General features: G+C 72.8%; 14 protein-coding genes. 10 read left to right on the top strand and 4 right to left on the bottom strand.

The window, feature by feature from the left end; all coding sequences use genetic code 11:
* Nucleotides 1-89: 89 nt before the first annotated feature.
* The 5 genes from ACZ6YG_RS15405 to ACZ6YG_RS15385 all read left to right on the top strand — a co-directional run bounded on the left by ACZ6YG_RS15405 (nt 90) and on the right by ACZ6YG_RS15385 (nt 3,486).
* Complete coding sequence (locus ACZ6YG_RS15405) at nt 90-707, top strand: DedA family protein (RefSeq protein WP_219546370.1); 618 nt, start codon at nt 90-92, stop codon at nt 705-707.
* Complete coding sequence (locus ACZ6YG_RS15400) at nt 691-1,806, top strand: sensor histidine kinase (RefSeq protein ID WP_466018332.1); 1,116 nt, start codon at nt 691-693, stop codon at nt 1,804-1,806. Before ACZ6YG_RS15405 ends, ACZ6YG_RS15400 begins: the two co-directional genes overlap by 17 nt.
* Nucleotides 1,797-2,441, top strand: coding sequence for a response regulator (locus ACZ6YG_RS15395; RefSeq protein ID WP_148031591.1), 645 nt, complete (start codon nt 1,797-1,799; stop codon nt 2,439-2,441). The genes ACZ6YG_RS15400 and ACZ6YG_RS15395 overlap by 10 nt, the downstream gene beginning before the upstream one ends.
* Before the next feature lie 104 nt (nt 2,442-2,545).
* Nucleotides 2,546-3,079, top strand: coding sequence for a dihydrofolate reductase family protein (locus tag ACZ6YG_RS15390; RefSeq protein ID WP_466018331.1), 534 nt, complete (start codon nt 2,546-2,548; stop codon nt 3,077-3,079).
* A 2-nt stretch (nt 3,080-3,081) separates the two neighbouring features.
* The gene (locus tag ACZ6YG_RS15385) at nt 3,082-3,486 is read left to right on the top strand and encodes a hypothetical protein (protein ID WP_466018330.1); all 405 of its coding nucleotides are present in this window, start codon (nt 3,082-3,084) and stop codon (nt 3,484-3,486) included.
* 8 nt (nt 3,487-3,494) lie between these two features.
* Here the strand turns inward: ACZ6YG_RS15385 and ACZ6YG_RS15380 are convergent, their stop codons facing one another.
* The gene (locus tag ACZ6YG_RS15380) at nt 3,495-4,175 is read right to left on the bottom strand and encodes a MerR family transcriptional regulator (RefSeq protein ID WP_466018329.1); all 681 of its coding nucleotides are present in this window, start codon (nt 4,173-4,175) and stop codon (nt 3,495-3,497) included.
* Nucleotides 4,176-4,289: 114 nt separating this feature from the next.
* Here ACZ6YG_RS15380 and ACZ6YG_RS15375 point away from each other — a divergent pair, with 114 nt between their 5' ends.
* The 4 genes from ACZ6YG_RS15375 to ACZ6YG_RS15360 all read left to right on the top strand — a co-directional run bounded on the left by ACZ6YG_RS15375 (nt 4,290) and on the right by ACZ6YG_RS15360 (nt 7,885).
* On the top strand, nt 4,290-6,581 hold the full coding sequence (locus ACZ6YG_RS15375; protein ID WP_466018328.1) for an ATP-binding cassette domain-containing protein: 2,292 nt from the start codon (nt 4,290-4,292) through the stop codon (nt 6,579-6,581).
* Nucleotides 6,582-6,658: 77 nt separating this feature from the next.
* The gene (locus ACZ6YG_RS15370) at nt 6,659-7,099 is read left to right on the top strand and encodes a pyridoxamine 5'-phosphate oxidase family protein (RefSeq protein WP_219546377.1); all 441 of its coding nucleotides are present in this window, start codon (nt 6,659-6,661) and stop codon (nt 7,097-7,099) included.
* Between the two features lie 111 nt (nt 7,100-7,210).
* Nucleotides 7,211-7,444, top strand: coding sequence for a hypothetical protein (locus tag ACZ6YG_RS15365; RefSeq protein WP_466018327.1), 234 nt, complete (start codon nt 7,211-7,213; stop codon nt 7,442-7,444).
* Nucleotides 7,445-7,465: 21 nt separating this feature from the next.
* Nucleotides 7,466-7,885, top strand: a complete 420-nt coding sequence (locus ACZ6YG_RS15360) for an SRPBCC family protein (protein ID WP_219546379.1) — start codon at nt 7,466-7,468, stop codon at nt 7,883-7,885.
* Nucleotides 7,886-7,921: 36 nt separating this feature from the next.
* Here the strand turns inward: ACZ6YG_RS15360 and rox are convergent, their stop codons facing one another.
* Nucleotides 7,922-9,388, bottom strand: coding sequence for a rifampin monooxygenase (rox, locus tag ACZ6YG_RS15355; RefSeq protein WP_466018326.1), 1,467 nt, complete (start codon nt 9,386-9,388; stop codon nt 7,922-7,924).
* A gap of 263 nt (nt 9,389-9,651) precedes the next feature.
* On the opposite strand from rox, the gene ACZ6YG_RS15350 reads away from it, so the two are divergent.
* The gene (locus ACZ6YG_RS15350; RefSeq protein WP_466018325.1) at nt 9,652-10,518 is read left to right on the top strand and encodes a hypothetical protein; all 867 of its coding nucleotides are present in this window, start codon (nt 9,652-9,654) and stop codon (nt 10,516-10,518) included.
* Nucleotides 10,519-10,536: 18 nt separating this feature from the next.
* Here the strand turns inward: ACZ6YG_RS15350 and ACZ6YG_RS15345 are convergent, their stop codons facing one another.
* Nucleotides 10,537-11,448 carry an alpha/beta fold hydrolase gene (locus tag ACZ6YG_RS15345; RefSeq protein WP_466018324.1) on the bottom strand — a complete coding sequence of 304 codons (912 nt, stop codon included), beginning with the start codon at nt 11,446-11,448 and terminating at the stop codon, nt 10,537-10,539.
* Nucleotides 11,432-11,944, bottom strand: a complete 513-nt coding sequence (locus ACZ6YG_RS15340; protein WP_345483057.1) for a hypothetical protein — start codon at nt 11,942-11,944, stop codon at nt 11,432-11,434. Before ACZ6YG_RS15340 ends, ACZ6YG_RS15345 begins: the two co-directional genes overlap by 17 nt.
* Nucleotides 11,945-11,961: the final 17 nt, after the last annotated feature.

Below are 11,961 nucleotides of genomic sequence, written 5' to 3'. Positions count from 1 at the left end.
GTACGGTACGCGGGGGTGTGGTTTCCCACACCTGAACACGGAAGCCCGCCTCATCAACGGGACCACCCGATCTTCCGTACCCTTGGCGCATGGTTGATTGGGTTGTGCAGTTGATGGAGCTCCTGGGCGCGCCGGGAGCCGGCATGGCGGTGGCGGCGGAGAACCTGTTCCCGCCGATTCCGAGCGAGGTGATCCTGCCGCTTGCGGGCTTCACGGCCAGCCGGGGCAACATGGGCCTGGTCGACGCTCTCGTCTGGACCACGATCGGTTCGATCGTCGGCGCGCTGGCCCTCTACTGGGTGGGCGCGCTGCTCGGTCGCGAGCGGGTGCTGGCGATCGCCGCGAAGATGCCGCTGGTGAAGGTCTCCGACATCGAGAAGACGGAGTCGTGGTTCCTCAAGCACGGCAAGGCGACGGTGTTCTTCGGTCGGTTCATTCCGATTTTCCGCAGTCTGATCTCGGTGCCCGCCGGGGTGGAGCGGATGCCGGTGCTGCAGTTCACGCTGCTCACGGCGGCCGGCAGCGGCATCTGGAACACCACCTTCGTGCTGGCCGGCTACTACCTGGGCGAGAAGTGGCATCTGGTCGAGACGTACATGGGCGTGGCCTCCAAGGTGGTGCTCGGCCTGGTCCTGCTCGCGGTGGTGGTCTTCGTGGTGGTACGGCTGAGCGAGCGGCGCAAGGGACGCCATGCGCTTCGCCGCTGAGGGGGCGAGGGTGCTCGGCGCGGTCGTGCTGGGTGCGCTGACCGCGCCGGCGGAGGCGGTGTTCCTGCTGGTGACGCTGCCGTTCGCGGGCGGCACGAGCGGGGCCGCGCGGTGGCTGGCCCGGTCGGAGGCGCGCCGCCTGCGGCTCGATCCCGCCGCCCTGGACCGCGCGACGCTGGATCCCCCGGCTCGGGGCGGGGACGGCTCGCGGGCGCGGTTGTTCCTGGCCGCTCGGGTGCCGGTGGGGCTGCTCGGCGCGCTGGTGCTCGTGCTGCTGGTGTTCGGCGCCTGGCAGGCGGGCCGGCTGGCCTGGGCGTGGGTCCTGGGCGAGGCGTACGACGGGATGTCGTTTTCGGTGCCGCTGGGTCTCTACATGTTCACGCTGGCCGGCGTGCTGCTGTTCCTGGCGCTGATGGGACTGGTGGGGGTGCACGGGATGGAGCGGCGGCTGGCCGCGCGGATGCTGGGCCCCGACCGTACCGAGGCGCTGGAGCGCCGGATCGCCCAGCTGTCGGAGAGCCGGGCCGGCATCGTGGCGGCGGTCGACTCCGAGCGGCGCCGGATCGAGCGTGACCTGCACGACGGGCTGCAGCAGCGGCTGGTGGCGCTGTCGATGCTGATCGGCCGGGCGCGGCGCGGCCATCCGGCCCTGATGGACCAGGCGCACGTCGAGGCGCAGCAGGCGCTGGGCGAGCTGCGCGAGGTGGCCTGGCGGGTGTATCCGAGCGGGCTGGACGCGCTCGGGCTGGACGAGGCGCTGGCCGGGGTGGCCGAGCGGTCCGAGGTGCCGGTCACCGTGTCGTGTGACCTGCCGGGGCGGCCGCCGCCCGCGGTGGAGACGGCGGCGTACTTCGTGGTGAGCGAGGCCGTCACGAACGCCAACAAGCACGCCGGGGCCGGTCGCGTCGAGGTCGCGGTGCGGATGGAGGAGGCGGCGCTGGTGGTGTCGGTGCGTGACGACGGGGTGGGCGGCGCGGGCGCGTCCGGTGGCGGGCTGTCGGGGCTGCGGCGCCGGGTGGCGGCGCTGGACGGCGGTTTCGCGGTGGACAGCCCGCCGGGCGGGCCGACGGTGATCAGGGCGGAGCTGCCGTGCGGGTGATCCTGGCGGAGGATTCGACGCTGCTGCGCGAGGGCCTGGTCCGGCTGCTGCTGGAGGAGGGGCACGAGGTGCCGGCGGCGGTGGGCGACGGCGAGGCGCTGGTGGCGGCGGTGGCCGCGCATCTGCCGGACGCGGTGGTGGTGGACGTGCGGATGCCGCCGACGCACACCGACGAGGGGCTGCGCGCGGCCCTGGAGATCAGGCGGCGCTGGCCGGGGGTGAAGGTGCTGGTGCTGTCGCAGTACGTGGAGAAGCGGTACGCGACCGAGCTGATGAGCTCGGACGTGTCGGGCGTCGGTTACCTGCTGAAGGACCGGGTGGCGCAGGTCGCCGACTTCCTGGACGCGCTGGAGCGGGTGGGCGCGGGCGGCGCGGCGTTCGATCCCGAGGTGGTGCGCCAGTTGCTGGCCCGCACCAGCCAGGTGGATCCGCTGGCCAGGCTGACGGCGCGGGAGCGCGAGGTGCTGGAGCTGATGGCGCAGGGGCTGACGAACGCCTCGATCGCGCAGGCGCTGCACGTGTCGCAGAGCGCGGTGGAGAAGCACGTGAACGCGCTGTTCGACAAGCTGGACCTGTCGCACGTCACCGGTTACAGCCGGCGGATGCTGGCGGTGCTCCGCTTCCTCGGTTCCTGAATTTTTCCGGACGTATCACCCTCCTGGGGTGACCTGCGGCCCGCCTTGACAAATTTATTTGTCGGTGGGACGGTGGAGCCACACCCCGAAACGAGGAGTCAACGATGCGGAAGATCGTCGCAGGGCTGTTCATCTCGCTCGACGGCGTCGTGGAGTCGCCGGAGAAGTGGCATTTCCCGTACTACGACGAGGACATGGGCCGGTCGGTCGACACGCTCATGCGGCGCTGCGACGCCATGCTGCTGGGCCGCAACACCTACGAGACGTTCGCCTCCCACTGGCCCCACCAGAGTGCGGACGACCCTTTGGCCGCCATGATGAACGGGCGCGCCAAGTACGTGGTCTCCTCCACGCTCACCGATCCCGCCTGGCAGAACACCACGGTGATCGCCGCCGGTGACGTCGCCGCGCTCAAGGAGGGGCCGGGCGGCGACCTGGGCATGAGCGGCAGCCCCACCCTGGTGGTGTCGCTGCTGCGTGAGGGCCTGCTGGACGAGCTGCACCTGCTGGTGCACCCGGTGGTCGTCGGCAGCGGGCAGCGGCTGTTCGAGGAGGACGCGGGGCACATCCCGCTCAAGCTCACCAAGTCCGAGACGTTCGGCACCGGCGTGCTGGACCTGACCTACGAAAGGGCCTGACCATGGCCGCCAAGACCGTCGCCGAGAAGCTGCTCGTCAAGCCGGGCGGCACCGTGTGGATCTCCGCGGGGGAGCACCGGCCGCTCGTCGGCCCGCTCCCCGAGGGCGCGGGCTACGTCGAGGACCTGGGCGAGGCTGCGGTGGGGGTGTTCTTCGCCGCCGACGCGGCCTCGGCCCGCAGCCTGCTGGACGGGCAGCGCGACCGGCTGACCGGCCCGCCGGTGCTCTGGGTCGCCTATCCGAAGGGCGGCAAGTCCGACGTCAACCGTGACACGCTCTGGCCCATCGTGGGCGAGTTCGGGCTGCGCCCGAACGGCCAGGTGGCGGTGGACGAGACGTGGTCGGCGCTGCGTTTCCGCCCGCTGAAGGAGGGCGAGCCGCCTTTCACCGGCGGCGCGTCCCGATAGGCCGGGTCTCAACCGCCGGAGAGATACTCGTGCAGGCGTGCGGCCGCCGCCAGCATGGCGGTGGCGCGCTCGGTCAGCTCCTGGCGGCGGCGGGCGATGGCGGCGCGCAGGGCGTCGCTGCTGCCGGTGCGGCGCAGCCCGTCGAGCACGGGCCTGATCTGCGGGAACGGGTGGCGGGCCTGCCGCAGCATGAAGATCATCCGTGCGTCGCGGACGTCGGCAGGGCCGTAGAGGCGGTAGCCGGTGACGGGATCGCGGCGGGGCGCCAGCAGCCCGGCCGACTCCCACACCCGCAGGGCCGAGGTCCGCACCCCCAGCCGGGCGGCGACCTCGCCGATGCGCAGGCTGCCCCGGAAGGCGCCTTCCTCGTGGCCCGCCGTCTCCAGCGCCCGCCCGGCCGACTCCAGGACCGCGCGCCGTCCGTGCAGCTCGGCGTGGCCGGCGTCGACGAGTTCGAGGGCGCGCGGCACGTCGCCGGCGTGCACGGCCCGCATGATCTGGCGGGCGGCGTCCCAGCCGTGGCCGGCGGCCAGCGCCCGGTAGGTGAGCAGCGCCTGCCGGTGGCGGGCGTCGAAGCGGCGGTAGCCGGCGGGCGTGCGCGGGGTGGGCGGCAGGATGCCGTCGTCGGCGTAGTTGCGGATCTGCTGGGTCGACAGGCCCGCGACGCGTGCCAGATCGATGGGCCGCACGGGCGCCCGCCTTCCAAAAACAGGGGTTACGTCGCACTTTAAGGTTAGCGACGCTTCCTCCAGGCGACGGCCGCGAAACCTTACACTTGCAACTTCAATGACAGACTTGATGGCATGACTATCGCCGACGATCTACGAAAGTCTGATTACCGCGCCGCCGACGGCCACGACCACATCCAGGTGCGCGGCGCCCGGGAGAACAACCTGGCCGGGATCTCCCTCGACATCCCGAAGCGGCGGCTCAGCGTGTTCACCGGGGTGTCCGGCTCCGGCAAGTCGTCGCTGGTCTTCGACACCATCGCCGCCGAGTCGCGGCGGCTGATCAACGAGACGTACACCGCGTTCATCCAGGGGTTCATGCCGCCGCTGAACCGGCCGGACGTGGACGCGCTGCACAACCTGAGCGCGGCGATCATCGTCGACCAGGAGCGGATGGGCGCCAACGCCCGCTCCACGGTCGGCACCGCGACCGACACGTACACGATGCTGCGGATCGTCTTCAGCCGGATCGGCACCCCGCACGTGGGCCCGGCCTACGCCTTCAGCTTCAACACCCCGCAGGGCATGTGCCCCGAGTGCGAGGGCCTGGGCCAGATCACCGACATCGACGTGGACGAGCTGGTGGACCGGGAGCTGTCGCTGAACGAGGGCGCGATCAAGGCGCCCGGGTTCCCGGTCGACTCGTGGTACTGGCAGGTGATGGCGAACTCGGGCTTCTACGACCCGGCGGTCAAGCTGAAGGACTTCACCCCCCAGCAGTGGGAGGACTTCCTGCACAAGCCGACCACCAAGGTGAAGGTCGGCTCCAGCAACCTCACCTACGAAGGGCTCGTGGTCCGGGTGCGCAAGCAGTACCTGGGCAAGGACCGCGAGTCGCTGAAGGGGCAGGCCCGCGCGTTCGCCGACCGGGCGGTCAAGCTGATGCGCTGCCAGGCCTGCGACGGCACCCGGATCAACGAGGCGGCCCGCTCGGCGCGGATCGGCGGGCGCAACATCGCCGAGTGCTCGGCCATGCAGATCAACGACCTGGCCGGCTTCCTGCGCGGCATCGGCGACCCCGCGGTGGGCCCGGTGCTGGACAACCTGCGGGCCACGCTCGACTCGCTGGTGGAGATCGGGCTGGGCTATCTGAGCCTGGACCGGGAGTCGGGCACGCTGTCCGGCGGCGAGGCGCAGCGGGTCAAGATGGTCCGCCACCTCAACTCCAGCCTGAGCGACGCCACCTACGTCTTCGACGAGCCGACCGCCGGGCTGCACCCGCACGACATCCAGCGGATGAACGAGCTGCTGATCAAACTGCGCGACAAGGGCAACACCGTGCTGGTGGTGGAGCACAAGCCGGAGATGATCGCCATCGCCGACTTCGTGGCCGACCTGGGGCCGGGCGCCGGCGCGCAGGGCGGCACGCTCTGCTACGCCGGCGACCTGGAAGGGCTGCGCGCCTCCGGCACCCTCACCGGCCGCTACCTGGACCACCGGGTGACGCTGCGGGAGAAGGTGCGCGAGCCGGCCGGGTGGCTGCCGATCCGCGGCGCGACCCTGCACAACCTGCAAGGTGTGGACGCCGACCTCCCGCTGGGGGTGCTGACCGTGGTCACCGGCGTGGCCGGGTCGGGCAAGAGCTCGCTCATCCACGGCTACGTCGCCGGCCGCGAGGGCGTGGTGGTGGCCGACCAGTCGCCGATCCGCGGGTCGCGGCGGAGCAATCCGGCCACGTACACGGGGCTGCTCGACCCGATCCGGGCGGCGTTCGCCAAGGCCAACGGGGTCAAGCCGGCGCTGTTCTCGGCCAATTCCGAGGGGGCCTGCCAGGCGTGCAAGGGCATCGGCCTGATCTACACCGACCTGGCGATGATGGCCGGGGTGGCGACGGTGTGCGAGGAGTGCGAGGGCAGGCGGTTCACGCCGCAGGTGCTGGCCTACCGGCTGCGCGGCAAGAACATCAGCGAGGTGCTGGAGATGCCGGTGGCCGAGGCGGCCGGGTTCTTCACCAGCGGCCCGGCCAAGGTCATCCTGGACCGGCTGGAGGCGGTCGGGCTGGGCTATCTGGGCCTGGGCCAGCCGCTGACGACGCTGTCGGGCGGTGAGCGGCAGCGCCTGAAGCTGGCGGTGCACATGGCCAGGAACGGCTCCACCTACGTGCTGGACGAGCCGACGACGGGCCTGCACCTGGCGGACGTCGACCATCTGCTGGGCCTGCTGGACCGGCTGGTGGACGACGGCAACACGGTGATCGTGATCGAGCACCACCAGGCGGTGATGGCGCACGCCGACTGGATCGTCGACCTGGGGCCGGGCGCCGGTCACGACGGCGGCCGGGTGGTCTTCGCGGGCACGCCCGCCGACCTGGTGGACTCGGGCGACACACTGACGGCCCGCCACCTGCGCGCCTACGTGGGCCGGTAGCGCGTCACGTTCTCCCTCCGCGGCGTGTCATGGTGGTGACCGCATCAGTGCCACATGTGACAGCAAAGGACTCGAGAATGCCTCGTACGCCGGCGGAACGGTTGAAGGACACCCTGTCCCGGCTGGAGAAGGACGTGGACGCGTGGGTGGCCACGGCGGGGGAGGGGCCGTGCATGGTGCCGCTGTCGTTCCTGTGGGACGGTGAGACGCTGCTGATCTCCACGGCGGCGAGGACTCCGACGGCGCGCAACCTGGTGGCCGACGGCCGGGTGCGCGTCGGCGTGGGGCTGACGCGTGACGTGGTGCTCATCGAGGGGACGGCCGAGGCGGTCCGGCCGCAGGAGCTGCCGGAGGCGACGGGGGACGCGTTCGCCGCCAAGACCGGCTTCGACCCGCGCGCGCTCTCGTCCCCGTACCTGTATTTCCGGATCCGCCCGGTCTGGGTGCAGGCGTGGCGGGAGGAGGACGAGCTGGCGGGCCGCGACCTCATGCGTGACGGCGAGTGGCTGGACGCCTAGCCGGCGTCACCGCACGCGGAGCCGCGCCAGGTGGTAGTCGAGCAACGCGGTGACCTCTTCGGGGGTGTAGTGGCCGACCAGGGTGGCGTTCCGTACAGGACTCTCGTCTCCTTGGCGGCGTCCAGCGTGAACGACCAGCCGTTCTGGGCCGCCGGGCTGCCGGCGCCGGGCGCGATCCCGTGGCGCCGTCTGACGCCCGCACGGCTGGCCGCCGCGCTCACCGCCGCGCTCACCGACCCGGCCTGCCGGCGGCGGGCCCGGGCCCTGTCGGTCCGGGTCGCGGCGGAGGACGGCGTGGCGCCCGTCGTCGAGGCGGTGAACCGGCGCGGATGTTCGAGCCGGTGAGCGCGGGGCAGGACCTTCGAGGTGACCTGTCACGTGTACGCGGCCGCGCGGGTGTTCGTGCCGGCGCCGCCGGAGCGGGTGTTCGCGCTCGTGACGGACTGGCCGCGGCACCGGGAGTGGATGGTGCTGACGTCGGCGTGGGAGGCCGGCGACCGGGTGGAGGCGTTCACCGGGGTCGGCCGGCTGGGTTTCCTGGACGTGATGACGATCACCCGGTGGGAGCCGCCCCACGTGGTGGAGATGCGGCATGTGGGGCGGCTGGTGCGCGGCGACGGGGTGATCCGGGTGCGGGCGTGCCCGGGCGGCAGCCGGGTGATCTGGGCCGAGCGGCTGCGGCCGCCGCTGGGGCCGGTGGGGTGGCTGCTGTGGCCGGTGGCCCGGCCGGTGGTGAACGCGCTGGCCCGGTTGTCGCTGCGCCGGCTGGCCCGGCTGCTCACCTGACGACCCCGGCCCTGACGGCTCACCACCGGCCGGTGTTCAGGTGGCGGGCTCGCCGAACCAGCGGGACAGGTGGTCGTCCAGGTCCTGCTGGTCGTCGCCGATCCAGGCGACGTGGCCGTCGGGGCGTAGCAGGACGCATGGGACGTCCACGCCCGCGGAGGCGTCCGCGAGGTGATCGACCCGGTCCGCCCAGCCGCCGGCGGTCAGGCGTCCGGTGCGGTCCAGCAGCAGGCCGCGGCCGTGGTGCAGCAGAGCGTAGAGGCGGCCGTTCTTCACCTCGACGTCGGGCAGGCGGCGGCCGAGCAGGCCGGGCCCTTCGCCGAAGTCGTAGCGGACGCCGATCGCGGTGATCTTCTCGGTCAGATGGCGGTTCACCTCGTCGAAGTCCATCAGTTCGGTGAGCAGCCTGCGCACGGCCCGCGGGCCCGGTTCGGGGGACAGCAGTTCCATCTGGGCGCGGGTGTTGTCCAGCACGTCCGCGGCGACCGGGTGACGTTCGGCCTGGTAGGTGTCCAGCAGTGTCGCCGGGGCCCAGCCGCGGATCTGTGCGGCCAGTTTCCAGCCGAGGTTGAACGCGTCCTGGACGCCCAGGTTGAGGCCCTGCCCGCCGATGGGCGGATGGATGTGCGCGGCGTCGCCGGCCAGGAGCACCCGCCCGACGCGGTAGCGTTCGGCCAGCCGGGTGGCGTCCCCGAAGCGGGACATCCAGCGCGGGGAGTGCACGCCGAAGTCGGTTCCGGCGATGGCGCGCAACTGCTGCCGGAAGTCCTCCAGGGTGGGCGGTTCCGCGCGGTCGCCGGCTCCCGCGGCGGGGACCACGACGCTGTAGACGGTTTCGCCGAAGGGCCGGAGCCAGAACGGCCGGTGGGTCTGGCCGACTTCGGCCACCTTGGCGGCGATCTCCTGCCGCGGCACGCCCACTTCCATCTCGCCCATCAGCGTCTCGGTCCGCGAGGGCTCGCCGGGGAAGCCGACGCCGAGCAGTTTGCGCACCGTGCTGCGCGCGCCGTCACAGCCGACGAGGTAGCGCGAACGCAGCCGTTGCCCGCCGGCCAGCTCGACGGTCACGCCCTCGTCGTCCTGCTCGAATCCGGCCACCGCGCGACCGCGCCGGACCTGCGCGCCCCGTGCGGCCGCGTGCTCCTCGAGCAGACGCTCGATGACCGGCTGCGGGATGCCCAGCAGATAGGCGTAGGCGGAATCCAGGCCCTGGGGCGGGGGTTTGGGGATGGCGGCGAAGAAACCGCCGGCCGGACGCTGACGCCCGTGCGGGAGGACGCGGTCCAGCAGTCCGCGCATCGCCATCAGTTCGAGACTGCGCATGTGCAGACCGACGACGCGGACGAACGACGCGGGCTCGGTCCTCTTGTCCAGGACGAGTACCCGTACGTCGTGCAGCCGCAGCTCGGCGGCCAGCATCGCGCCGGTCGGCCCGCACCCGGCGATGATCACATCGTGGGTGAGGGGCGCGCGCCCGGCGCCGGTGACCTGCTGAGAGTGCATAGGTGTCGCCTTTCGGGAGTGCCTTGTCAGCGAGGCGCTCCCGGCGGCCCCTACCTCGGTCGCCCGGCCGTGACGGGAAGGGGGAGCACCCACATCGCTACAGCGTTCATGGGTCTCACCTCCTCGGGCGGCGTCACGGTCAGCCGCAAACTACAAGCCCGGGCACCCTCCCGTCCAACCTTTTCCCCGATGGGCCGGAACTGTCGGCCGCGGTCCCTAGAGTCACTGTCCGCGGGCCCATCCCCGCGGGAAGCGGAGAGACCATGGCCATGACGCTGCGATCGTTCAGGGACACCGTGGACACCTATCACGGCGGTTTCCAGCTCGACGACCTGTACGGCGTCGTGGAAGGCCCGTCGCTGTCCGACGGCATCCTGGACACCGCGGGCGGCTGGATGCGCGTCGAGAGCGGCGTCCGCCACGGCAGAGCGGACGTCCGCCTGGAAATCTGGGACTCCGACCCGCCGCCCGCCCCAGCCCCGTGGACGGCGGCGGGGGAGAGCGCCTACCTGAGCGCCGGCGGCATCGTGACCATGGGCGACGACGAGGGCGAGCGTTCCCTCGGCGCGCTCGTGCTGGGCCCGCCCTGCTTCCTGTACGGTGTGCGCGCTCATCGCGTGCCCCCGGCCAGGGGCGGCGACGGCGACTTCTGGGAGGACCCCCGGCAGGCACACGTGCTGTTACGGTTCTGGCCGCTGCGCGACGTCTTCGACCCGGCACTGCACGCGCGCCCCGCCGGGCTGCGCGAGGACGCGGCGGCGCTGCCCTCCGGTTACGTCCCGTCGATGGACTGGCCCGTCCTGCGCGAGCGTACGGCCCCGCCGCCCCGGGACGGATCCGAGCCCGATGTGACCGGCGACCCCTACCCGTGGCGGACCCTCGCCCGGCACCGGTGCCGCACCCGGATCCGCCACGACCTCGACCCCGCGGGCGCGCCGGTCTCCACCGTCCGCAGGCAGGACCTGGCCGCCTCCCGGCCGCCGGATCCCGGGACGTCCCACCGTGTCACCGTTGCGGGCCGGGCGATCGTCACCGTCCTGGCCGCGGACGGCGATCTGCTCACCGTCCGCGACGCGACCCGCGCCGAGTCCGCCCGCGTCGTGGCCGCGGAGCGGGCCTGGCCGGCATGAGGGGCGGCGACCGGCGGGTCAGGCGGCCCTGCTGTGGCGGTGGACGAAGCCGGTGATGAGCGCGGCGACCTCGGCGGGCCGTTCGGCGACCATGCCGTGCCCGGCGTCGATCTCGCGGACCTCGATGGTGGGCCGTTCGGCGGCCAGGGCGGCGAGGTCGCGGCGCAGCCCGGCCCGGTAGGCGTCCATGAGCGGGACCAGGGGCGGCGGGACGGGCGGGTTGCGGGTGGCGTTGACGATGAGGAACGGGCTGGTGAGGCGGCGGAAGACGGGCAGCGCGTCGGCGAACTCGGGCAGTTCGCGCAGCGCGGAGGTGACGCCGGGGCCGGGCCGCAGCAGGAAGCCGCCGTCGTGGGGGCGCAGGTTGCGCCGTACCGACTCCTCCCAGTCGTCGGGGTCGGCGTTCTGGGCTGCGGCGAAGGCGCGCTGCCCGTCGAGGAAGGCCTCGGCCTGCGCGGTGGTCATCGGCGCGGCCGCGGCCTCGGCCTGCCGGCTGAACATCTCGTGCAGGGTGGCCAGGCCGGCCGTCACCTGCCCGGCGTCCAGGCCGGCGTAGTTGGCGGGGTGGGTCTCGGCGGCGCGGTGGCCGTCGAGGCTGACGGCGGCGGGGCAGGCGGGGTGGCGGGCGGCCCACAGGCCGGCGAGCATGCCGCCCAGGCTGTGGCCCGCCACGGCGGGCTCGCCGAGGCCGAGCGCGGCCACGACGTGTTCCAGGTCGTCCAGGACGGCCTTCCACGTCCACGGGCCGTCGCCGGAGCGGCCGTGGCCGCGCAGGTCGACCGCCACCGCGCGCACCCCGCTCAGATGGGGGGCCACCTGCCGCCAGTTGAGCAGGTTGCCGCCGGCTCCGTGGAGCAGCAGCAGCGGCGGGCCGTCGCCGCCGTGGTCGTGGACGGCGATCGGGATGTCGCCGTCAAGGATGGTCTCCATGCGCCCCTCCGGGGTCGAGTCGTTCGCGGACCGAGCGCGTGGCGACACCCCCGTCCGGGTGCTGCTGGAGCTTCCCGCGCCGCACCAGGTCGTGGACGCCCTGGCGGGTGATGCCGAGCATCGCCCCGGCGACCGCGTACGGGACGCGGTCGGCGGAGGGATGGCCGACGCGCCGGGCGATCGCCCGGCCCAGAGGGGTGCGCCACCACTCGAGCGGCGGGTCGAAGGCGGCGTCGCCGGGGTAGAGGACCGCGATCAGCCGCGCGCCGGTGTGGACGGCGCGCGGCCGGTCGGGCCCGAGCAGGTCGGCCGCCCAGGTGGCGGCGTCGTGCCGCGCCTTCGCGCGCAGCTCTTCCAGGGCCCCCGACGCGCCGTCGCCGAGCAGGATCTCCAGCGGGTCGAGCAGTCTGCTGCCGACCAGCCGGAGGATGTCCTGTTCGAGCGCGCCTTGCTCGTCGTGGGTCACGCCGCCTCCCGCCACTACTTGACGTACCATAGCAAGTACTTTACGCC

This window comes from Nonomuraea sp. NPDC054003 (genome assembly GCF_055585125.1).
The sequence above is the reverse complement of the archived record's forward strand: the minus strand, read 5'-3'. Positions and strand labels throughout refer to the sequence as shown.

What these genes read in the sequence shown, in the direction of transcription:
- ACZ6YG_RS15375 (WP_466018328.1), top strand. Translation starts at nt 4,290, where the DNA reads ATGACTATCGCCGACGATCTACGAAAGTCTGATTACCGCGCCGCCGAC.
- ACZ6YG_RS15345 (WP_466018324.1), bottom strand. Translation starts at nt 11,448, where the DNA reads ATGGAGACCATCCTTGACGGCGACATCCCGATCGCCGTCCACGACCAC.
- rox (WP_466018326.1), bottom strand. Translation starts at nt 9,388, where the DNA reads ATGCACTCTCAGCAGGTCACCGGCGCCGGGCGCGCGCCCCTCACCCAC.
- ACZ6YG_RS15340 (WP_345483057.1), bottom strand. Translation starts at nt 11,944, where the DNA reads ATGGTACGTCAAGTAGTGGCGGGAGGCGGCGTGACCCACGACGAGCAA.
- ACZ6YG_RS15385 (WP_466018330.1), top strand. Translation starts at nt 3,082, where the DNA reads ATGGCCGCCAAGACCGTCGCCGAGAAGCTGCTCGTCAAGCCGGGCGGC.
- ACZ6YG_RS15350 (WP_466018325.1), top strand. Translation starts at nt 9,652, where the DNA reads ATGGCCATGACGCTGCGATCGTTCAGGGACACCGTGGACACCTATCAC.
- ACZ6YG_RS15400 (WP_466018332.1), top strand. Translation starts at nt 691, where the DNA reads ATGCGCTTCGCCGCTGAGGGGGCGAGGGTGCTCGGCGCGGTCGTGCTG.
- ACZ6YG_RS15405 (WP_219546370.1), top strand. Translation starts at nt 90, where the DNA reads ATGGTTGATTGGGTTGTGCAGTTGATGGAGCTCCTGGGCGCGCCGGGA.
- ACZ6YG_RS15370 (WP_219546377.1), top strand. Translation starts at nt 6,659, where the DNA reads ATGCCTCGTACGCCGGCGGAACGGTTGAAGGACACCCTGTCCCGGCTG.
- ACZ6YG_RS15390 (WP_466018331.1), top strand. Translation starts at nt 2,546, where the DNA reads ATGCGGAAGATCGTCGCAGGGCTGTTCATCTCGCTCGACGGCGTCGTG.